The organism is Kitasatospora sp. NPDC091335 (assembly GCF_044757205.1).
GTDB lineage: Bacteria > Actinomycetota > Actinomycetes > Streptomycetales > Streptomycetaceae > Kitasatospora.
The window spans coordinates 499,744-520,332 of sequence record NZ_JBIVUM010000001.1; the positions used below are offsets into that span (position 1 = coordinate 499,744).

19 protein-coding genes and 1 pseudogene are annotated in these 20,589 nt (G+C 73.4%); 8 read left to right on the forward strand and 12 right to left on the reverse strand.

Translation table 11 applies throughout. The features are described 5' to 3' along the window. Positions 1–130: 130 nt before the first annotated feature. Complete coding sequence (locus ACIQOW_RS02220; RefSeq protein ID WP_188296191.1) at positions 131–1,036, reverse strand: TIGR01777 family oxidoreductase; 906 nt, start codon at positions 1,034–1,036, stop codon at positions 131–133. Positions 1,037–1,110: 74 nt separating this feature from the next. On the opposite strand from ACIQOW_RS02220, the gene ACIQOW_RS02225 reads away from it, so the two are divergent. Both ACIQOW_RS02225 and ACIQOW_RS02230 read left to right on the forward strand, forming a co-directional pair. Next, entirely contained in the window at positions 1,111–1,608 is a 498-nt protein-coding gene (locus ACIQOW_RS02225; protein ID WP_401078788.1) for a GNAT family N-acetyltransferase, read from the forward strand. Between the two features lie 133 nt (positions 1,609–1,741). Continuing rightward, complete coding sequence (locus tag ACIQOW_RS02230; RefSeq protein ID WP_401078791.1) at positions 1,742–2,818, forward strand: DUF2510 domain-containing protein; 1,077 nt, start codon at positions 1,742–1,744, stop codon at positions 2,816–2,818. Positions 2,819–2,836: 18 nt separating this feature from the next. On the opposite strand, the gene ACIQOW_RS02235 is transcribed toward ACIQOW_RS02230, so the two are convergent. The 7 genes and pseudogenes from ACIQOW_RS02235 to cobU form a co-directional block, all read right to left on the reverse strand. Then, positions 2,837–3,352: a DUF4240 domain-containing protein gene (locus tag ACIQOW_RS02235; RefSeq protein WP_401078794.1), complete on the reverse strand. Its 516-nt coding sequence runs from the start codon at positions 3,350–3,352 to the stop codon at positions 2,837–2,839. Between the two features lie 158 nt (positions 3,353–3,510). Then, the gene (gene sucB, locus ACIQOW_RS02240) at positions 3,511–5,256 is read right to left on the reverse strand and encodes a 2-oxoglutarate dehydrogenase, E2 component, dihydrolipoamide succinyltransferase (protein WP_401078797.1); all 1,746 of its coding nucleotides are present in this window, start codon (positions 5,254–5,256) and stop codon (positions 3,511–3,513) included. 80 nt (positions 5,257–5,336) lie between these two features. After that, positions 5,337–6,743, reverse strand: coding sequence for a dihydrolipoyl dehydrogenase (gene lpdA / locus ACIQOW_RS02245; RefSeq protein ID WP_188297393.1), 1,407 nt, complete (start codon positions 6,741–6,743; stop codon positions 5,337–5,339). A gap of 382 nt (positions 6,744–7,125) precedes the next feature. After that, positions 7,126–8,628 (reverse strand): leucyl aminopeptidase, encoded by a 1,503-nt coding sequence (locus tag ACIQOW_RS02250; protein WP_401078801.1) that lies wholly within the window; start codon positions 8,626–8,628, stop codon positions 7,126–7,128. A gap of 257 nt (positions 8,629–8,885) precedes the next feature. After that, the gene (locus ACIQOW_RS02255) at positions 8,886–9,683 is read right to left on the reverse strand and encodes an adenosylcobinamide-GDP ribazoletransferase (protein WP_401078804.1); all 798 of its coding nucleotides are present in this window, start codon (positions 9,681–9,683) and stop codon (positions 8,886–8,888) included. A 179-nt stretch (positions 9,684–9,862) separates the two neighbouring features. After that, the gene (locus ACIQOW_RS02260; RefSeq protein WP_401078807.1) at positions 9,863–10,987 is read right to left on the reverse strand and encodes a nicotinate-nucleotide--dimethylbenzimidazole phosphoribosyltransferase; all 1,125 of its coding nucleotides are present in this window, start codon (positions 10,985–10,987) and stop codon (positions 9,863–9,865) included. Between the two features lie 28 nt (positions 10,988–11,015). Further along, positions 11,016–11,597: pseudogene (gene cobU / locus ACIQOW_RS02265) on the reverse strand (bifunctional adenosylcobinamide kinase/adenosylcobinamide-phosphate guanylyltransferase); the annotation flags it as partial. 136 nt (positions 11,598–11,733) lie between these two features. Between cobU and ACIQOW_RS02270 the strand changes: the two are divergent. Further along, positions 11,734–11,934 (forward strand): hypothetical protein, encoded by a 201-nt coding sequence (locus ACIQOW_RS02270; protein WP_188297388.1) that lies wholly within the window; start codon positions 11,734–11,736, stop codon positions 11,932–11,934. A 61-nt stretch (positions 11,935–11,995) separates the two neighbouring features. Here the strand turns inward: ACIQOW_RS02270 and ACIQOW_RS02275 are convergent, their stop codons facing one another. Both ACIQOW_RS02275 and ACIQOW_RS02280 read right to left on the reverse strand, forming a co-directional pair. Beyond that, on the reverse strand, positions 11,996–12,736 hold the full coding sequence (locus ACIQOW_RS02275; RefSeq protein WP_223244421.1) for a class I SAM-dependent methyltransferase: 741 nt from the start codon (positions 12,734–12,736) through the stop codon (positions 11,996–11,998). A gap of 221 nt (positions 12,737–12,957) precedes the next feature. After that, positions 12,958–13,554, reverse strand: coding sequence for a DUF3043 domain-containing protein (locus ACIQOW_RS02280; protein WP_317620133.1), 597 nt, complete (start codon positions 13,552–13,554; stop codon positions 12,958–12,960). A 301-nt stretch (positions 13,555–13,855) separates the two neighbouring features. Here ACIQOW_RS02280 and ACIQOW_RS02285 point away from each other — a divergent pair, with 301 nt between their 5' ends. Continuing rightward, positions 13,856–14,662: a PspA/IM30 family protein gene (locus ACIQOW_RS02285; protein WP_188297387.1), complete on the forward strand. Its 807-nt coding sequence runs from the start codon at positions 13,856–13,858 to the stop codon at positions 14,660–14,662. Positions 14,663–14,699: 37 nt separating this feature from the next. Then, positions 14,700–14,993, forward strand: coding sequence for a hypothetical protein (locus ACIQOW_RS02290; RefSeq protein ID WP_401078811.1), 294 nt, complete (start codon positions 14,700–14,702; stop codon positions 14,991–14,993). Between the two features lie 80 nt (positions 14,994–15,073). Here ACIQOW_RS02290 and nadA read toward each other — a convergent pair whose 3' ends face one another. After that, positions 15,074–16,258 (reverse strand): quinolinate synthase NadA, encoded by a 1,185-nt coding sequence (nadA, locus tag ACIQOW_RS02295; RefSeq protein ID WP_401078814.1) that lies wholly within the window; start codon positions 16,256–16,258, stop codon positions 15,074–15,076. A gap of 219 nt (positions 16,259–16,477) precedes the next feature. Here nadA and ACIQOW_RS02300 point away from each other — a divergent pair, with 219 nt between their 5' ends. The 3 genes from ACIQOW_RS02300 (at position 16,478) to ACIQOW_RS02310 (ending at position 19,572) form a co-directional block, all read left to right on the forward strand. Next, the gene (locus ACIQOW_RS02300) at positions 16,478–17,401 is read left to right on the forward strand and encodes an NADP-dependent oxidoreductase (protein WP_401078817.1); all 924 of its coding nucleotides are present in this window, start codon (positions 16,478–16,480) and stop codon (positions 17,399–17,401) included. A gap of 152 nt (positions 17,402–17,553) precedes the next feature. Next, complete coding sequence (locus ACIQOW_RS02305; RefSeq protein WP_049651848.1) at positions 17,554–18,018, forward strand: Lrp/AsnC family transcriptional regulator; 465 nt, start codon at positions 17,554–17,556, stop codon at positions 18,016–18,018. Between the two features lie 186 nt (positions 18,019–18,204). Further along, positions 18,205–19,572 (forward strand): pyridoxal phosphate-dependent decarboxylase family protein, encoded by a 1,368-nt coding sequence (locus tag ACIQOW_RS02310; RefSeq protein WP_401078820.1) that lies wholly within the window; start codon positions 18,205–18,207, stop codon positions 19,570–19,572. A 102-nt stretch (positions 19,573–19,674) separates the two neighbouring features. Here the strand turns inward: ACIQOW_RS02310 and ACIQOW_RS02315 are convergent, their stop codons facing one another. Next, on the reverse strand, positions 19,675–20,535 hold the full coding sequence (locus tag ACIQOW_RS02315; RefSeq protein ID WP_401078823.1) for a GNAT family N-acetyltransferase: 861 nt from the start codon (positions 20,533–20,535) through the stop codon (positions 19,675–19,677). Positions 20,536–20,589 lie beyond the last annotated feature (54 nt).

The window sequence follows — 20,589 nt, forward strand, 5'->3', positions numbered from 1 at the left end:
CACCCGCACGCGCGCCAACCCGCCCCGCGCGCGCAGCACCCCGCGCGCCCGCCCGGTCGGCACCCATGGTCGGCACCCACGGCCGGGCAGCTCGCCCACCCGCCCCGGGCGCCCGGCCCCACCCGCCCCGTCACATCGCCGCGAGCACCGCCGAGTACACGTCCGGGTGGGTGAAGCGGAAGCCCGCGTCCAGCAGCCGCCGCGGCACCACCCGGTGGCTGCCGACCACCTCGACCGCCAGCTCGCCCAGCACCGCCCTGAGCACCGCCTCCGGCACCGGGAACGGCGTCGGCCGCCGCAGCGCCCGGCCGAGCGCGGTGGTCAGCTCGGCGTTGGTCGCGGGGTTCGGCGCGGTGAGGTTGAAGGCGCCGGAGAGGTCGTCGTGGTCGATCAGGAACCGCAGCGCGGCCACCTCGTCGTGCAGCGAGATGAAGCTCCAGTACTGCCGTCCGTCGCCGAGCCGCCCGCCGAGGCCGAGCTTGAACAGCGGGAACAGCCGCCCGCCCGCCCCGCCGCTGGTGGAGAGCACCATCCCGGTGCGCGGGTGGACGACCCGGATCCCGGCCCGCTCGGCCGGCCGGGCGGCGTCCTCCCACTCCCGGCAGACCTCGGCCAGGAAGTCGTCACCGGCGGGCGAGTCCTCGTCGATCACCCGGTCGCCGGTCTGCCCGTACCAGCCGACCGCGGAGGCGCTCACGAGCACCTGCGGCGGCTCCTTGAGCCCGGCCAGCGCGACCGCCAGCGTCTCGGTGCCGTACACCCGGCTCTCCCGGATCTCCCGCTTGTAGGAGTCCGTCCAGCGGCGGTCGCCGACCCCGGCGCCGGCCAGGTGCACCACGGCCTGGACGCCGGTCAGCCCGTCCCGCTCGACCTCGCCGAGCAGCGGGTTCCAGCCGATCGCGGTGCTGCCGTCCGGCCGTGGGCCCGTCTTCGACCGGTGCCGGACCAGCCGGACCACCTCATGGCCGTCCGCCAGCAGGGAGCGGACGAGCGCCGAACCGATCAGACCCGTGGAACCCGTGACAGCGATGCGCATGCGCCCATCCTCGCAGCTCCCGCGCGTTTCCGACCGCCTGTCACGTTCGGACGCGTCTCACTAGCATGGCGCGTATGCCTGACGACGATCTGATCATCCGTACGGCGCGGAGCGAGGACGAGCGCGAGCTCGCCGTCCTCAACCACGCGGCCTGGTCCGTCCGGTCCGACGTCTCCCCGCGACCGCCCGTCGAGGACCCGCTCTTCGACGAGCGGCGCACCCCGGGGCAGTTCCTGCTGGCCGTGCTGGACGGCCGGATCGTCGGCTACGTCCGCCAGGTCCCGCCCACTCCACTGGCGAGCAACCGTCACGTGCGGCAGATCCAGGGCCTGGCCGTCGACGGCACCGTCCGCGGCCGGGGCATCGGCCGCCGCCTGGTCGAGGCGGCCTGCGAGGCGGCCAGGGCCGAGGGCGCCCGCCGGATGACCCTGCGGGTGCTCGGCTGGAACGCGCAGGCCCGCCGCCTCTACGAGGGCTGCGGCTTCGTCGTCGAGGGCTCGCTGGCCGAGGAGTTCCTGATCGACGGGCAGTACGTGGACGACGTCTGGATGGCCCGCCGGCTGGCCGGCTGAGCCTGCCGGGGCCCGCTCGCCGGCCAGCGGGACCGGCCCGGCGGAAGCGGCCGTCCACCGTCTCCCCGGCGGTGCAGAGTCGTGACGGTCCCGCGCTGTCCGGCCCGCCGCCGCGCCGGGTACCGTTTCGCCCGTGAGCAACTCGACGCCTCCCGGGTGGTACCCGGTCCCGGGTGCGGACGGCACCCCCGGTCACGAGCGCTGGTGGGACGGCAACGCCTGGACCAGTGAGGTACGACCGCTTCAGGGCGGCGTCGCGGGCGGGTTCGCCGAAGCCCCCACCCAGCCCTGGGCGCCGTCCGACCAGCGGCCCGACTACGGCTACCCGGGCGGACCGGCGGCCCCGGCCTACGGATACCCGGGACAGGACGCCTACCAGGCCCAACCCCAGGCCCAGGGCGGCTACCCGGCCCCGGCCCAGGGCGGCTACCCCGCCCAGGGCGCGGGCTACGGCTACCCGGGCCCCGGCTACCCGCCGCCCCCGCCCAAGCCGAAGACCGGCCTGATCGTCGGCATCGCGGTCGGCGTGCTGGCCGTGGGCGGGATCGCCGCCGGGATCGCGTTCGGCGGCGGCGGGGGCGACCCGAAGGCGGACCCGACCCCGAACCCCACGGTCACCGTGACCCAGAGCAGCAGCCCCTCGTCGAGTCCCAGTCCGTCGTCGAGCCCCAGCCCGATCGTGCCCCCTCCCACGCCCAAGCCCCTGCCGGTGGTCAAGAGCACCGTCCCCGACGCGCAGCACTCGATCACGGTGCCGGTCTTCGAGGGCTGGGAGGTGACGAGCAGCCCGCCGCACTCGTCGGTCTACCTCGGCACCGGCCGCTACACCTGCCCGGACGGCAGCCAGTGCATCCGCGGCCAGTTCTCGGTCGAGAAGGACACCATCCAGGGCTCCACGCCGAAGGGGGCCGCGGACGCCCAGATGCCCGTCTACGCCGGGCAGATCTTCTCCGGGATCAGCTCCCACACCGACTCCGGCTCGGGCTACGTCAGCGTGGCCGGCGTGCTCGGCTACGCCACCCGCTGGCACGTCCGCACCACGGACGGCACCCAGGGCCACGTTCTGCTGGTCGCCCTCCCGGCCAAGGGCGGCGGCTACGTGGTCATGGAGGGCGGCGTGGACGACAACCCGGCCGCGCCGGACGTCTCGGTGCTGGACCAGATCCTCAAGGGCATCAAGCAGGACAGCTCGTCGGGCAGCAGCACCTGACACGTCCCCAGGGCGCGGCTAGTCCCCGTACCGCTCCCAGAGCTTGGGGAAGCGCTTCGCCATGGCGTCCGGGTCGTCGAAGTCCAGCACCGGCCCGGCCGGCCGGTCGGCCTGCCGCCCGCCCACCTCGGGCAGCGGCAGCCCGGTCAGCCGCTCGTACGCCTCGTCCGCCGCGTAGCCGAGGTCCTCGGCCTCGCCGTCCTCCTCCTCGTCGAACTCGGGCAGCAGGTCCGCCAGGTCGTCAGGCTCGGTCAGCCCGCCCTCGAAGACCTCCCGGCCCTGGCCGATCAGCCAGCACCTGAAGTAGTCGAAGGTGTCGTCGGAGGCGCCGTCGAGCAGCAGGTAGGCCGCACCCCAGAGGTCGTAGCGGTAGGCGCGCCCGAAGCGCGCCTGGAACAGCCGGGCGAAGTCGATCACGTCGTCCGGGGTCAGCTGGAGGAGCCGTTCCACCAGGAGGTCGGCCTGCTCGTCGGGGTCGCCGTCGGCGGCCTCCCGGGTCTCGTCGATGATCTGCCAGAAGTCGGTCTCGTCCATCACCGCTCCAGCATCCCCGTTCGGCCGCGTCCGCGCATGCCACGACTCGGTTCATGCCCGCGACTCGGTACGACCGGGGGCCGGGAACGGCGGAACCCCGCGCCGTCCGGGGACGACGCGGGGTTCCGTACGCGGGGTTCCGCGGGGACCTGGTGGGGTCAGAGGCCGAGCTCGACCTCGAACTCGCCGGCCTCCAGGATCTCCTTGACCGAGACCAGGTAGCGGGCGGCGTCGGCGCCGTCCACCAGGCGGTGGTCGTAGGAGAGCGACAGGTAGACCATGTCGCGGATGCCGATGGCGGTGCCGCCGTCGGCCTCGATGACCACCGGGCGCTTGACGGTGGCGCCGATGCCCAGGATGGCGACCTGGTTCGGCGGCACGATCACGGTGTCGAAGAGCGCACCGCGCGAGCCGGTGTTGCTGATCGTGAAGGTGGCACCGGACAGCTCGTCCGGGGTGATCTTGCTGTCGCGGACCTTGGTGGCCAGCTCGGCGGTCTTCTTCGAGATGCCGGCGATGTTGAGGTCGCCCGCGCCCTTGATGACCGGGGTCATCAGACCCTTCTCCGAGTCCACCGCGATACCGATGTTCTCGGTGTCGAAGTAGGTGACGGTACCCTCGGCGTCGTTGATCCGCGCGTTGACGACCGCGTGGACCTTGAGCGCCTGGGCGGCGGCCTTCACGAAGAACGGCATCGGGGAGAGCTTGACGCCCTCGCGGGCCTGGAAGCCCTCCTTGGCCTTGCCGCGCAGCGACATGATCTTGGTGACGTCGACCTCGACCACGCTGGTCAGCTGGGCCTGCTCGTGCAGCGCCTTCAGCATGTTGTCGCCGATGACCTTGCGCATGCGGGTCATCTTGACCGTCTGGCCGCGCAGGGCGGACGGCGCGGCGGCGGCCTTCGGCGCGGCGGCCGGAGCGGCAGCGGCGACCGGGGCCGGAGCGGCCTTGGCGGCCTCCGCGGCGGCGACGACGTCCTGCTTGCGGATGCGGCCGCCGACGCCGGTACCGGCGACGGAGGACAGCGCGACGCCGTGCTCGGCGGCGAGCTTGCGCACCAGCGGGGTGACGTAGGCGTCACCGGCGTCGGCCACCGGAGCGGCCTGGGCGGCCGGAGCCGGGGCGGCGACCGGGGCCGGGGTGACCGGAGCGGCCGGGGCCGGGGCGGCGACCGGAGCCGGAGCGGCAACCGGGGCAGCCGGAGCAGCGGCGACCGGAGCAGCAACCGGAGCCGGAGCCGGGGCGGCAACCGGGGCGGGAGTGGCGACCGGAGCCGGAGCGGCAACCGGAGCCGGGGCGGCGGCGACGGCACCGGCGGCGCCGATCAGCGCGAGCTGGGCGCCGACCTCGGCGGTCTCGTCCTCGCCGACCAGGATCTTCACCAGAGTGCCGGCGACCGGCGACGGGATCTCGGTGTCGACCTTGTCGGTGGAGACCTCCAGCAGCGGCTCGTCGACCTCGACGGTGTCGCCCTCGGCCTTCAGCCAGCGGGTGACGGTGCCCTCGGTGACCGACTCGCCCAGCGCGGGCAGCAGCACCGGGGTGGCGTCGGCGGCCGGGGCGGCAGCCGGAGCGGCGACCGGAGCCGGGGCGGCAACCGGAGCGGCCGGAGCGGCGACGGGCGCGGCCTCGGCGACCGGGGCCGGGGCGGCGGCCGGGGCACCCGAGCCGTCGTCGATGATCGCCAGCTCGGCGCCCACCTCGACGGTCTCGTCCTCGGCGACCTTGATCGAGGCCAGGATGCCGGAGGCCGGGGCCGGGATCTCGGTGTCGACCTTGTCGGTCGACACCTCCAGCAGCGGCTCGTCGACCTCGACACGCTCACCCTCGGCCTTCAGCCAGCGGGTGACGGTGCCCTCGGAAACGCTCTCGCCCAGCGCGGGCAGTGTTACTGAGACCGCCATGGTTTCAGCGACTCCTATCAAGTCTTGCGTACGGGAAGTACTTGCGTACGGGAAGTACCGGGAAAGGGGGTGGGGCGTGATCAGTCGTGCGCGTGCAGCGGCTTGCCGGCCAGCGCCAGGTGCGCCTCGCCCAGGGCCTCGGACTGGGTCGGGTGCGCGTGGATGAGCTGCGCGACCTCGGCCGGCAGCGCCTCCCAGTTGTAGATCAGCTGGGCTTCGCCGACCTGCTCGCCCATGCGGGCACCGACCATGTGGACGCCGACCACGGCGCCGTCCTTGACCTGGACGAGCTTGATCTCGCCGGCGGTCTTCAGGATCTTGCTCTTGCCGTTGCCGGCCAGGTTGTACTTCAGGGTGACGACCTTCTCCTTGCCGTACAGCTCGACGGCCTTGGCCTCGGAGATGCCGACGGAGGCCACCTCGGGGTTGGAGTAGGTCACGCGCGGAACGCCGTCGTAGTCGATCGGCACCGGCTTGAGGCCGGCCAGGCGCTCGGCGACCAGGATGCCCTCGGCGAAGCCGACGTGGGCCAGCTGGAGGGTCGGGGCGAGGTCGCCGACGGCGGAGATGGTGGGCACGTTGGTGCGCATGTACTCGTCGACCAGGACGTAGCCGCGGTCCATCGCGACGCCGTTCTCCTCGTAGCCGAGGCCGGCCGAGACGGGGCCGCGGCCGATGGCGACGAGCAGCAGGTCGGCGTCGATCTGCTTGCCGTTCTCGGTGGAGACGCGGACACCGGTCTCGGTGTACTCGACGCCCGAGAAGCGAGCCTTCAGCTCGAACTTGATGCCGCGCTTGCGGAACGCGCGCTCCAGCAGCTTGGAGGAGTTCTCGTCCTCCAGCGGGACGAGGTGCGGCAGCCCCTCGACGATGGTGACCTCGACGCCGAAGGACTTCCAGACGGAGGCGAACTCGACGCCGATGACGCCGCCACCGAGGATGACGACCGACTTCGGGATGCGGTCGAGCTTGAGGGCGTGGTCCGAGGAGATCACACGGTTGCCGTCGATCTCCAGGCCCGGGATCGAGCGCGGCACCGAACCGGTGGCCAGGACGATGTGGCGGCCTTCGATGCGCTGGCCGTTGACGTCCACCGAGGTCTGCGAGGAGAGCTTGCCCGCGCCCTGGATGAAGGTCACCTTGCGGGACGCCACCAGGCCCTGGAGGCCCTTGTACAGGCCGGCGATGACGTCGTCCTTGTACTTGTGGACGCCGTTGATGTCGATGCCCTGGAAGGTGGCCAGCACGCCGAACTCGGCGGCCTCCTTCGTCTCGTCCGCGATCTCCGCGGCGTGCAGCAGAGCCTTGGTCGGGATGCAGCCGCGGTGCAGGCAGGTGCCGCCGAGCTCACCCTTCTCGACCAGGGCGACGCTCAGGCCCAGCTGAGCGGCGCGGAGCGCCGCGGCGTAACCGCCGCTTCCGCCTCCGAGAATGACAACGTCGAAAACGGTGCTGGCGTCGTTCGCCACGTCACGTCCTCCATGCATGGGGTGGGTCGCCGGGCCGGTCGCGGTCCGGTGGGTCGGAAGCCTTTGTGGGGCGCCCAGTCGTGCCGGAAATACATCTTCGCACTTGTTCACGGCGGCTGATGTCCGGGCCCGCCCCAGGGGTGTCCCGTGGAGCGGTCACCGGGGCGGGAGCACCCCGGACGGAAGGGCATCATCGCAGCTCAGCGCGGTGTTGACAGCCGCCGGACGGGCGGCTTCCGCACCGCTCGCCGCGGCGACTTCCGCACTGTGGAACAAAGTTTCGCCCGCAGCGAACAGGGGTTCGCCATGGCGCCCCGGCCTACCCGTGGGTAACCGGGCCGGAACGCCGACGGGGCCCGGCGCACGCGCGCCGGGCCCCGTCAGCGGGGAGGTGCCTGGATCAGGCCTTGCCGTTCGCCTTCTGCTCGGCGAAGCGGAGCAGGGTGCGCACCGCGCTCGCGGTGCCGCCCTTCGGGGTGTAGCCGTACGGCGCGCCCTCGTGGAACGCCGGACCGGCGATGTCCAGGTGCGCCCAGGCGGTGCCCTCGGCCACGAACTCCTGCAGGAACAGACCGGCCGTCAGGCCGCCGCCCATCCGCTCGCCCATGTTGGACAGGTCGGCGATGGTCGACTCGGTGAAGCCCTTGCGCAGGTCGGCCGGCAGCGGCATCGGCCAGGACTGCTCGCCCGCCTCGCCGGCCAGGGTGTGCAGCTCCGAGCGCAGCTCGTCGTCGTTGGCCATCACGCCGAAGGTGCGGTTGCCCAGGGCCATCACCATGGCGCCGGTCAGGGTCGCCACGTCGATGATGACGTCCGGGTTCTCCTCGCCGGCCCGCACGATCGCGTCGGCCAGCACCAGGCGGCCCTCGGCGTCGGTGTTCAGGACCTCGACGGTCTTGCCGCCGTACATCTTCAGGACGTCACCCGGGCGGGTGGCGCTGCCGGACGGCATGTTCTCGGCCAGGGCGAGCCAGCCGGTCACGTTGACGGCCAGGCCCAGGCGCTTGGCGGCCACCACGGTGGCGAACACGGCGGCGGCGCCGGCCATGTCGCACTTCATGGTCTCGTTGTGGCCGGCCGGCTTCAGCGAGATGCCGCCCGAGTCGTAGGTGATGCCCTTGCCGATGAACGCCAGGGTGGCCTTGGCCTTCGGGTGGGTGTAGGCCACCTTCACCAGGCGGGGAGGGTTCGCCGAGCCGCCGCCGACGCCCAGCAGGCCGCCGAAGCCGCCCTTGGTCAGCGCCTTCTCGTCCAGCACCTCGACCTTGAGGCCGTGCTCCTTGCCGGCCGCCTGGGCGATCGCGGCGAAGCTCTTCGGGTTCAGGTCGTTCGGCGCGGTGTTGACCAGGTCGCGGGCGCGGTTCATCTCCTCGCCGATCGCGGCGGCACGCTCCACGGCGGCCTTGGCGTCCTTGCTGCCCTTGCGGGCGGCCAGCACGACCAGCTCGCCGACCGGCTCCTTGCCGTTGCCGTTGGCCTTGTACGCGCCGAAGGCGTACGAGCCGAGCAGGCCGCCCAGCGCGACCGCCTCGACGTCCGCCGCGGACTCGACCGGGAGGGCCAGCGCGGCCTTCTTGGCGCCGGCCAGGGTGCGGGCGGCGACACCGGCGGCGCGGCGCAGCGCCTCCGGCTGGTAACCGTCCTCGGCGGCCTCGCCCAGGCCGACCGCGAGCACGAGCGCGGCCTTCAGCCCGGCGGGGGAGGCGACCTTGACGGCCTCGCCCTCGGCGCCGGTCGCGCCCAGGGTGCCGAGGACCTCGGCCAGCTTGCCCTCGAACGCCTCGTTCACGGCCTCGGCGCCGGGGGCCAGCACGATGCCCTTCGGGCCCTTCGCGACACCGACCACCAGGGCGTCCGCGCGCAGCGAGGCGGCGGAGGAGGTGCTCACAGACAATGCAGTCACGTAATGCGTCCTGTTCTTTCGCGGTCCACGGCCGGTCACGGCGAGACTGCCGCACCGGCGCAGCCCGCCGTCGCAGGCCGTCCGCCGGCGGGCCCGGAGGTCCGGGCCCCCTGGAGCGCGCGTCCGCCGGAGGCGGCCGCGCACATCAGAGGCCCCGGCTCCTCGGTGCGCGCCGGGCGGGCAGGACCTGCCACGGTGCAGGGCTGCGGTGCTTCACGCATGGTAGTCCGCATGCTGGGATCACGCGCCGCCCGGTGTCAGCCGAGCAACGCCAGGGCGAACAGCGAGGCGGCCGTCGCGGTCTCGGCCATCGCGCCGAGCACGTCGCCGGTGATCCCGCCGAACCGGCGCACGCAGCGGCCGAGCAGCAGCCGGGCGCAGCCCACGCCGATCACAACGGCCAGTGGCAGCCGGAGAGTTGACCATCCGTCAGAAAATCCGAGCGCGGCCAGGGCGAGCATCGTGGCGGCCGTCCCCGCGGCGGCTCCCGCGGGCGGCACGGTGCCGGCCACCATCGCCCCGAGCCCGCCGGGCCGTGCGGGTGGCACCGAGCGCAGGCAACCCCAGGTGAGCGCGCACCGCGCGGCCGTCGCGGAGGCGAGCACCGCGAGCGCGCCTCGCAACGGAGAGTGACCGAACTGACCGGCCAGGGCGGCGATCTGGAGGAGCAGGACGAGGACCAGGGTCAGTACGCCGAACGGCCCGATGTCGGACTGCTTCATGATGCGCAGGGCGTCCTCGGCCGGCTTCCCGCTGCCCAGCCCGTCGGCGACGTCCGCCAGACCGTCCAGGTGCAGCCCCCGGGTCAGCCCGGCGAGCACCGCCACCGCCGTCACCGCGCCGAGCAGCCCGCCCGCCCGCCAGGCCACCAGCGCTCCGGCCGCGGCCGCGGCCGTCCCCAGCACCAGCCCCACCAGCGGAGCCGTCATCATCGCCCGGGCCCCGGCCGCCCGGTCCCACCGCTCCACCCGCACCCGCAGGACGGACAGCGTCCCGAACCCGAACCGCAGGCCGTCGGCCCAGCCGGCCCGATCGCCGCCGCCGGCCATCGTCATCTCCTCATCGCACTGACCTGCCCTGACCCGCACGGCGCTGCCCTGACCCGCACCGCGCTGCACCGCACCGCACAAACGGAAATCCCCGCGCCCGACAGGGGCGCGGGGAACCGTACGGCGGAAGGCGACGAGCCGTCACCCGGTCGCGGGCGGCCGGTCGCCGATGCCCCCGCCTCCGTCTACAGCTTTCGCAGCAGGTCCGCCGCCGAGGGCAGCTTCGGCTGCGCCTTCGGCTCCCGCGGTGCCGCCGGCACGAACGGCTTGGGCGCCTCGTCCGCGAGCACGTCCCCCGCGGCCTGGAGCAGCGGCAGCGCCAGCAGCGCCCCGAGGCCCTCGCCCATGATGATGCCCTGGTCCTGCAACGGCGTCAGGGTCAGCCGGTCGTACGCCTTCGCCTGGGCCGGCTCGCCGCTGGACTGCCCGGCCCGCCACCACTCCGGTGCCCGGAAGGCGATCCGCTGGGCGACCAGCGCGCAGGCCGCCGAGACCACGCCGTCCAGGACCACCGGCAGCCGCCGTACGGCCGCCTGGAGCAGGAAACCGGTGATGGCCGCGAAGTCGGCCCCGCCGGTGGCGCCGAGCAGCGCCAGCTGGTCGCCGAGCACCGGCCGGGCCCGCCGCAGCGAGTCCCTGATGGTGGCGCACTTGACCATCCACACCCGGTCGTCGATCCCGGAGCCGCGCCCGGTCACCGCCGCCGCGTCCGTCCCGCACAGCGCGCCGACCAGGACGCCGGCCACCGTGGTGGCACCGACCCCGAGGTCACCGAGCAGCACCAGGTCGGTGCCGGCGTCGGCCTCCTCGTCGGCGACGGCCATGCCGGCCCGGAAGGCCCGGACGGTCTCCTGCGCGGTGAGCGCGTCCTCGACGTCGATCCGCCCGGAGCCGCGCCGGACCCGGTGGGCGACCACCTCGTCCGGGAAGTCGGCCGGGTCGGCGTCCACCGCGACGTCGACCACCCTGACCTGTGCGCCGTAGCGCGCGGCCAGCCGGGACACCGGCGCGCTGCCGTCGAGCACCGCCCGCACCCGGGCCGCGGTGCCGCCGTCGGCGGGCATCCGGGAGACCCCGAGCGCCGCCACGCCGTGGTCGGCGGCGAACAGCAGCACCTTGGGCGCGGAGACCGGCAGCACCGGGGAGCGCCCCTGTACGGAGGCCAGCCAGCTGCCCAGCTCCTCCAGCCTGCCGAGCCCGCCGCGCGGCCGGTCGGCCGCCTGCCAGCGTTCCTCGGCGGCCCGCCGGGCGCTCTCGTCGGGGCGCTCGACGAGCGAGGAGAACGTATCGAGATCCACGGTCGTGTCCATCGTCCGGAAGGCTACACGCCGCGGATGTTCATGCCGAGGCTGGCTTGACGTCCGGTGCGAAGGGGTCCGGCTTGATGGTGAGCGCCTGCCCGGCCACCACCAGCAGGACCCGCTCGGAGGCGTCCGCCACGGCCATGTTGAGCCGGCCCAGGGTGTCGCGGAAGCGGCGGCCGGCGGCGGTGGCGGGGACGACGCCCATGCCGACCTCGTTGCTCACCGCCACGGCGGCCCGGCCGGTGGCCGCCCAGGCCCGCGCCAGCGCCTCGCAGCGGCGCTGCACGGCGGCCTCTCCGCCGTCCGCCCAGACCTCGTCGTCCCAGGCGCCGCACTCGTCCATCACGGCGGTCAGCCACAGCGCGAGGCAGTCGACCAGCACCGGCGCCCGGTCGGTCCGGTCGGCCAGGACGGCCTCCAGGTCGCAGGTCTCGGCGGTGCGCCAGCTCGCGGGCCGGCGCTCCCGGTGCAGCGCGACCCGCTGGGCCCACTCGGTGTCGCCGTCCCTGGTGCCGCCGGTGGCCACGTACAGGACGTCCCGGTGGCCGGCGAGCAGCTGTTCGGCGCGGGTGGACTTGCCGGAGCGGGCGCCGCCGAGCAGCAGGGTCCGGGGCGGCGCGGGGCGGCTGGGCTGGGATGGGGTCGCCATGCCGTCCATCCTGCCGGACGAGGCATACGGAAGATCGAGCCGGGCAGGCTATGGTGCGCAGCAACACAGGCAGCGTGGTCAGTGGTCAGTGGGAGGAGCCGGCATGGTCTGGACGTGGCGGTACGAGAAGTCGGACGGCAGTGCGGTCGCGCCCGGCGGCAACCAGGAGGAGTTCGCCGGCCAGGGGGACGCCGAGACCTGGATCGGGGAGACCTGGAAGCAGCTCGCGGAGGACGGTGTGGACACCGCGGTGCTGCTGGAGGACGACCGGGTCGTCTACGCGATGAGCCTGAGCGAGGAGTAGGCCCGACGGGGTGGAGCGGCCGGTGCGGCCGGTGCGGCCACTTCGCCCCGATCCGGCGGGGCTACTTCGCCCCGATCACGTGCAGGAGCGCGGCGACCTGCCGGTAGGGGTCGGTGCGGCCGGCCCGGTCCTCGGCTTCCAGGAGCTGGGCCAGCTGCCGCCCGTCCACCGGCGGCGTCGCGTCGTCCGGGGCGTTGTCGGTGAAGACCCGCACGCCGTACCAGTGCCGGATCGGCACCGACACCTCGGACAGGGTGACGGTCAGGTCGGCGAGCCGGTCGGCGCGCGCGGCCAGTCCGAGCCGGTTGTAGTACCGGTCGCTCTCGAAGGCGTGCAGCGCGGCCCGCCAGTCCCCGGCGGCGGCGGGCCGCAGGGCGAGCGCGTCGCGGTTGCGGACGAGCAGCGAGAGCAGTCCGCCGGGCGCCAGCAGCCGGGCCAGCGAGGCGATCATCGGGTCCGGGTCGGGCAGGTACATCAGCACGCCGTGGCAGAGCACCACGTCGAAGCTGCGCGGGCCGAACCAGCGCCCGCACTGGTGGCCGTCGCCGCTGAGCAGCTGCATCCGGCCGCGGACCTCCGGCGGCTCCTCGGCGAGCGCCCCCTGGGCGACGCCGAGCGCGACCGGGTCCGAGTCGAGTCCGGTGACGTAGTGGCCGGCCCGGGCCAGCCGCAGGGCCTGGGTGCCCTGGCCGCAGCCGATGTCGAGGACGCGCTGCGCGCTGCGCCCGGCCAGCTGTTCGGCCAGCTGACGGGCGACGAGCTCCTGGCGGACGAAGTTGCGCAGCCCGCCGAGCCGCTCCAGCCAGGCACCGGTGCCGCCGGCGAAGGACCCGCTGCGGGAGGGCAGCCGACGCTCCTGGGCGAGCCGGTCGTGGACGCCCTCACCCTGCCCCGGAAGCCCGCTCCCGTGTCCGGGAAGTGCGCCCCCCTGGCCGGGAAGCGCGTCCCCATGGCCGGGAAGTGCGTAGAGGCCGGGCCCCTCCCAGGACGGCGGGGCCCAGCCGGAGTCGACCGGTTCGGCGGTCAGGGCTTCTCCCCGCGCCGCACCTGCGGCTTGGGCAGGCGCAGCCGGCGCATCTGGAGGGTGCGCATGATGCCGTACGCGACGGCGCCGCGGGTGTTCTGCCCGGCGAAGCGCTCGGCCAGCTGCTTGCGCAGGCCGAGGCCGAGGCGGACGAAGTCCAGGATCACGAAGACGAAGAACAGCAGGAACAGCAGCGTGGAGAGCAGCTGGAGCGTCGGCACCTTGACGATGCTCAGCACCAGGATGACCACGGCGGCCGGCAGGAAGAACTCGGCGAGCGACCAGCGGGAGTCCACGAAGTCGCGGGTGAACCTGCGCACCGGGCCCTTGTCACGGGCCGGCAGGTGGCGCTCGTCGCCGTCCATCAGGGCCTGGCGCTGCTTCTCGCGCTCGACCCGCATGCGGTCGCGGGCCTGGCGGCTGGCCTCCTTGCGGTCCTTGGGCACCGTCACCCGGGTACGCCGGTTGGCCTCGGCCTCACTGCGCTTGGGGGTGGGTCGGCCCTTCTTGGCCTGCGGGTCGCGGGCGGTCGTCTCGTCCTGCTTCTCCAGCACGGTGGCGGAGGCGGCGGCATCATCTGAACGGCGTCGGAACACACCCCCAGCGTACGGGGTGCGACGCGGCTTCCACGGGTGCCCTCGGAACCGAACACATATCGATACCGCGAGGTCGCGGTCCGGCGCGGGTTTCCCGGGGCCTTCCCGTAGGGGATCAGTCGGATGGACGATGGGGGGTATGAGGGGCGGATCCACCCGGGGGAGGAGGAAACGCCCCTGGTGCCTGTAGCAGTCTTGTTGCAGGCAGGTGCACTGCGGCGACGGGCTCGCTGCACATACACTCGTCGTGTCTGGTAACGAGATAGAGACCGCAGGCCGGAGAAGGGGGCACCCGAGGCCCATGAGCGACGGAATCATGAAGCGTATGGGGCTGATCTTCCGCTCCAAGGCGAACAAGGCCTTGGATCGGGCGGAGGATCCGCGTGAGACGCTTGACTACTCCTACCAGAAGCAGCTTGAGCTGCTCCAGAAGGTACGACGGGGTGTCGCGGATGTCGCGACCTCGCGCAAGCGGCTCGAACTCCAGCTGACCCAGCTCCAGCAGCAGTCGGCGAAGTACGAGGACCAGGGCCGCAAGGCCCTGTCCCTGGGCCGCGAGGACCTCGCCCGTGAGGCGTTGACCCGCAAGGCCAACATGCAGTCGCAGATCACCGACCTGGAGACGCAGTACCAGCAGCTCCAGGCCGAGGAGGAGAAGCTCACCCTCGCCTCCCAGCGACTTCAGGCCAAGGTGGACGCCTTCCGCACCAAGAAGGAGACCATCAAGGCGACGTACACGGCCGCCCAGGCGCAGACCCGCATCGCCGAGTCCTTCTCCGGGATCTCGGAGGAGATGGGCGACGTCGGCCTGGCGATCCAGCGGGCCGAGGACAAGACGGCCCAGATGCAGGCCAGGGCCGGTGCGATCGACGAGCTGCTCGCCTCCGGTGCGCTGGACGACGCGAGCGGCCTGGGCCGCAAGGACGACATCGAGGCCGAGCTGGAGCGGGTGGCCGGCGGGTCCGACGTCGAGCTGGAGCTGGCCCGGATGAAGGCCGAGCTGTCCGGTCCCTCCTCCGCCGGCCCCGCCGCGATCGAGCAGGGCAGGCCGCAGGACGCCCAGCCGCAGCCGCAGCAGGACACCCCGCGCATCAACTACAACAAGTGATCTGAGCTCGACCCCACGAACCAGGGAGACGCACGGCATGATCATCAGGGTCATGGGTGAAGGGCAGTACGAGGTGGGCGAGGACCACCTGAACGAGCTGAACACGCTCGACTCTGACCTCGTCACCGCGGTGGAGTCGGGCGACGAGGAGCGTTTCCGGCTGACCTACGGCAAGCTGCTTGCCGCGGTGAAGGGCTCGGGCGCTCCGCTGCCGCTGGACTCTCTGGAGCCGTCGGAGCTGATCCTGCCGAGCGCGGACGCGACGATCGACGAGGTCCGCGAGCTGCTGTTGGCCGACGGCGAAGGCGTGATCCCGGGCTTCCCCGAGTAGCGCTGCGACTGCTGCCAGACGAAAGGGCGGGCCCCCTCCCACCGGAGGGGGCCCGCCCTTCGTCGTCGTCCGCCCGGGGGCTACGGCAGGGCCAGCATCCGGTCCAGCGCGGCCTTGGCGTACTTCTCGGTCTCCGGGTCGACGGTGATCACGTTCGGCACCCGGCCCTCGACCAGCGACTCCAGCGCCCAGACCAGGTGCGGCAGGTCGATCCGGTTCATGGTCGAGCAGAAGCAGACCGCGCGGTCCAGGAAGACGATCTCCTTGTCCGGGTGCGCCTTGGCCAGGCGGCGGACGAGGTTCAGCTCGGTGCCGATGGCCCACTTGGAGCCGGGCTCGGCGGCGTCCAGCGCCTTGATGATGTACTCGGTCGAGCCCACCATGTCGGCGGCCGCGACGACCTCGTGCTTGCACTCGGGGTGCACCAGGACGTTCACGCCGGGGATCCGCTCGCGGACGTCGTTCACCGAGTCCAGGCTGAACCGGCCGTGCACCGAGCAGTGCCCGCGCCAGAGGATCATCTTCGCGTCCCGCAGCTGCTCGGCGGTCAGCCCGCCGTTCGGCCGGTGCGGGTTGTAGACCACGCAGTCGTCGAGGGAGAAGCCCATGTCGCGCACCGCGGTGTTGCGGCCGAGGTGCTGGTCGGGCAGGAACAGCACCTTCTGGCCCTGCTCGAAGGCCCACTCCAGGGCGCGCTTGGCGTTGGAGGAGGTGCAGATGAGGCCGCCGTGCCGCCCGGTGAAGGCCTTGATGTCGGCGGAGGAGTTCATGTACGAGACCGGTACGGTCACGTCGGCTATGCCGGCGTCGGTCAGCGCGTCCCAGCACTCGGCGACCTGCTCGGCGGTGGCCATGTCGGCCATCGAGCAGCCGGCCGCGAGGTCCGGCAGGACGACCTGCTGGCGCTCGCTGGTGAGGATGTCCGCGGACTCGGCCATGAAGTGCACGCCGCAGAAGACGATGTACTCGGCCTCGGGGCGGGCCGCGGCGTCGCGGGCGAGCTTGAAGGAGTCGCCGGTGACGTCGGCGAACTCGATCACCTCGTCGCGCTGGTAGTGGTGGCCGAGGATGAAGACGCGGTCGCCGAGGGCGGCCTTGGCCGCCCGGGCTCGCTCGACGAGGTTCGGGTCGGAGGCCGGAGGGAGGTCACCGGGGCATTCGACGCCGCGCTCGCTGTTCGGGTCGGCCTCACGGCCGAGCAGCAGCAGAGCGAGCGGCGTCGGGGTGGGGTCGACGCCGTAGGTCTCGGTGATGGTGGTGGTCACGGGCGGGTGCCCTTCTGTGCGGCCGAGCTAGCGGTGGGGCCTTTTCGTCTAACTGACGCTATCTATTCTAACCGCTTAGCGTCAGAGTGACGACGGCCATTCTGTCGATGTGACGAGAACCGCTTGCCGGAATGGACCCCGCGGAGCCGGATCACCGATTCGGGGCAGTCCGGGTGTGGCCGAATCGATATGCCGGAGCCCGGGGGTATGGCTGAGCCCATGAAGGCAATCGCGATCAACCGCTACGGCGGCCCCGAGGTGGTCGAGTACACCGACCTGCCCGACCCCAGGGTCGGGCCCGACTCCGTTCTCGTGGAGGTCAGGGCGGCCGGGGTGAACCCGGTGGACTGGAAGATCAGGGACGGCGCCCTGGACGGCCTCTTCGACGTGCACTTCCCGCTGGTCATGGGCTGGGACGTGGCCGGGGTGGTCCGCGCGGTCGGCGGCGCGGTCACCGAGTTCGCCCCGGGCGACGAGGTGTACGGCTACGTCCGCAAGGACGCCGTCGAGCACGGGACGTACGCCGAGCTGGTCTCCGCCCCGATCCGCACCCTGGCCCGCAGGCCGGCCGCGCTGGACTGGGCGCAGTCCGGCGGCCTGCCGCTGGCCGGGCTCACCGCCCTGCAGGGCCTGCGGGCGCTGGGCGTCGCCGAGGGGGAGACCGTCCTGGTGCACGCCGCCGCCGGCGGGGTGGGCCACCTGGCGGTGCAGCTGGCCAGGGCGCGCGGCGCCCGGGTGATCGGCACCGCGGCCGAGCGCAACCACGACTTCCTGCGCGGCCTCGGCGCCGAGCCGGTCGTGTACGGCGAGGGCCTGGCCGAGCGGGTCCGCGCGCTCGCCCCCGACGGGGTGGACGCGGCCCTCGACCTGGTCGGCCACGGAGCCGTCCAGGTCTCGGCCGGCCTGGTGGCCGACCCGGGCCGGATCGCCTCGACCGCCGACTTCGGGGTCAAGGCGCTCGGCGGCCGGTACGTCTGGGTCCGTCCGGACGCCGGAGACCTCGCCGAGCTGGCCGCGCTCGCCGACGACGGCCGGCTGACCGTCACCGTCGCCTCCACCTTCCCGCTGGCCCAGGCGGCCTCCGCCCAGGCGCTCAGCGCCGAGGGCCGCACCAGGGGGAAGATCGTGCTGCTCGTCCGGTGACGGCCGCCCGCCGGTCGTCCGTCGGCGGTGAACTCGTCCGGGTCATCCGCCAGAATGGTGACGAACCGTTTCGGCAAAGGCGCCCGGGCAGTGGAGCCCGCCACCGGAGCGCCCCGCCGAAACGCCCGTACGACCCGTGGAGCCCCGCACCGATGACCAGCAGCCGAGCGCACGAGGTGGTCGGGGCCGACCTGGACGAGACCGACCGCCTCCTGCTCGCCCGGCTCGGCAGCGACGGCCGTGCCTCCTACGCCGAGATCGGCCTCCAGGTGAACCTCTCCGCCACCGCGGTGCGCCGGCGGATCGACCGGCTGCGGGCGCGCGGCGTGGTGCGGGGCTTCACCGTGGTGCTCGACCCCTCCGTGCTGGGCTGGCAGACCGAGGCCTTCGTCGAGGTCTACTGCCGCGAGCGCACCGCCCCCGAGGAGATCCTCGCCAGCCTGCGGCAGTTCCCCGAGGTGGTCGCCGCCTGGACGGTCACCGGCGATCCGGACGCCCTGGTGCACCTGCGGGCCGCCGACATGCGCCACCTGGAGGCCGTCATCGAGCGCATCCGGCGCGAGCCCGGCGTGCAGCGCAGCCGCTCCTCCGTGGTCCTCTCACAGCTCATCGGATAGCCCCTGCGGGCGGCACGCAGGAATCCTGCGCGGACCGTCCCGAAGACGCCCGAAACCTGCCTGACCAGCCGCGTTCCGACGCGCGCCGGGGTGCCGGTGCTGCCTACGCTGATCATGTCCGGCCGTCGCGGTGAAGCGTCCCGCCGACCGGACGCCCCCCGACACCCCACGCCGAGAGGGACAGCCGTGTCCGCAGCACCCGACCGCATGCACCGGCCCGACAACGACCTGGTCGACCTGGTCTTCGACTACATGCGGGAGCGGCTGCAGTACGACCCCGTCCCGCTCGACCACCCCGGCGACGGCGAGCACCTGCGCGGCCAGCTGGCCGGCCTGCTCAACCAGGACGGCAACGCCCCGGCCGACGTGCTGAAGCTGTACGACCACGAGCTGTCCAGGGCGGTCATCTCCGCCGACAGCCCTCGCTACCTGTCCTTCATCCCGTGCGCCCCGACCAAGGCCGCGCTGCTGTTCGACATGGTCGTCTCCTGCGCCTCCCTCCAGGGCATCTCCTGGCTGGAGGCGGCCGGCGCGATCGCCGCCGAGAACCAGGTGCTGCGCCTGATCGCCGACCGCGCGGGCATGCCCCAGTCGGCCGGCGGCACCTTCGTCTCCGGCGGCTCGGCGGGCAACCTCTCCGCCCTCGTGGTCGCCCGCGACACGGCCCGCCGCCGGCTCGGCGTCGGTCCGGAGGCGCGGCTGCGGATCGCGGTCGCCGACCAGGTGCACTCCTCGGTCAAGAACACCTTCAACATCATCGGCGTCGAGGCCTTCAAGGTCCCGACCGTCGACCGGCGGTTCACCGGCGAGGCGTTGCGCGCCGCGCTGGCCGCCGACCCCGACCCCGAGACGGTGATCGCCGTCGTCGGCACCGCGGGCACCACCAACGAGGGCATCGTCGACGACCTCAAGGGCCTGGCCGAGGTCGCCCGCGAGCGCGACCTGTGGTTCCACGTGGACGGCGCCTACGGCGGCGCGGGCCTGTTCGCCCCCTCGGTCCGCGAGCGCTACGACGGCATCGAGCACGCCGACTCCTTCGTGGTCGACCCGCACAAGTGGCTGTTCGCCCCCTTCGACTGCGCCGCGCTGATCTACCGCAACCCGCAGCTCGCCCGCGCCGTGCACACCCAGGACGCCTCCTACCTGGACGTGCTGCACACCGAGGGCGACGAGTGGAACCCCACCGACTACGCCTACCACCTGACCCGGCGCGCCCGCGGCCTGCCGCTCTGGTTCTCGCTGGCCGTGCACGGCGTCCAGGCCTACACCGACGCCATCGAGGCCGGCCTCACCCTGGCCAGGGAGACCGCGCGGCTGATCCGCGAGACCGAGCACCTGGAGCTGCTGTTCGACCCGCAGCTCTCGGCGGTCTGCTTCAAGCGCAGGGGCTGGACCAACGACGACTACTACCGCTGGTCGCAGCAGCTGCTCGCGGACCAGATCGGCTTCGTCACCCCCACCGGCTGGGACGGCGAGACGGTCGCCCGCTTCGCCTTCCTCCACCCCGGCACCACCATGGAGATGGTCGAGGAGATCCTGGCCACCATGGCCTGACCGAGGCATCCGCCGTCCGGCCCCACCGGCTCCCCGGTGGGGCCGGACGCGCTCCCGCCCGGCCTCGCCACGGACGGCGCCCGCGCCACGGGAACGCCCGCGCTACAGGAACGCCCCGCTCGGCAGGTACGGCGCCGGCGGCCGCATCCCCCGCACCCCGACGAAACCGCGGGACCGCGGGGTCAGCCCGACCTCCAGCCCGACGTCCAGCGCCCACTCCTGCTCCGCGGTGAGGTACTCCACCCGGGCCTCGGCCCCGTCCGGCACCCGGGCCAGTGCCTCGCGCAGCAGCCGGGCGGCGATCCGCTTGCTGGTCGCCGCGAGCAGCCGCACCACGCCGCCGTCCCGGTAGCAGTAGCCGCTGCCGGCCAGCGCGTCGGCGATCAGCAACTCCTCGAAGTGGCCCAGCATCAGCTCGTGGTCAGGACCGTGCGCGGACCCGCGCAGCCGCCGGTCCACCGAGTCCAGCAGGTGCCGGTGGGTGGCGTTGCCGCGGTGCACCGGGATGTCCCCGGGGTCGAGCAGCCCGCTCCGGTCCACCCGTCCGGCCAGCCCCATCGCCGGATGCAGGGTGAACCCGGCCAGCCGGTAGCGGCGGGCCGCCGCCGGGGAGTCCGCGGCGCACACCATCCCGCGCAGACAGCCCTTGGAGTGCGCAGCCGCCCGTTCCAGCAGCAGCCGGCCGACGCCCTTGCCCCGCGCCGACGGCCGGACCGCGAGCAGCGAGGGCGCCCACAGGCCCTCCCGGCGGATCGACAGCACCACCCCGACCGGCTCGCCACCGCTCTCCGCCAGCCAGCAGCCCCCGGGATCGGTGCGCGCCAGGTGCCTGGTCCCGGCCAGCCGCAGCGGCGTCGGGTCCGGTGCGGACCCGGCCGGGGCGTCGTCGGCGAACGCGGCGGCGGTGAGCTCCCGGACGGCCTCCGCGTCCGCGGCGGTGTCCCTGACCGGGCGAAGGATCATGCGGACCATCCTGGCGTCCCGCGGGCCGCGCCGGGGCCGGTTCACCCGGATCCG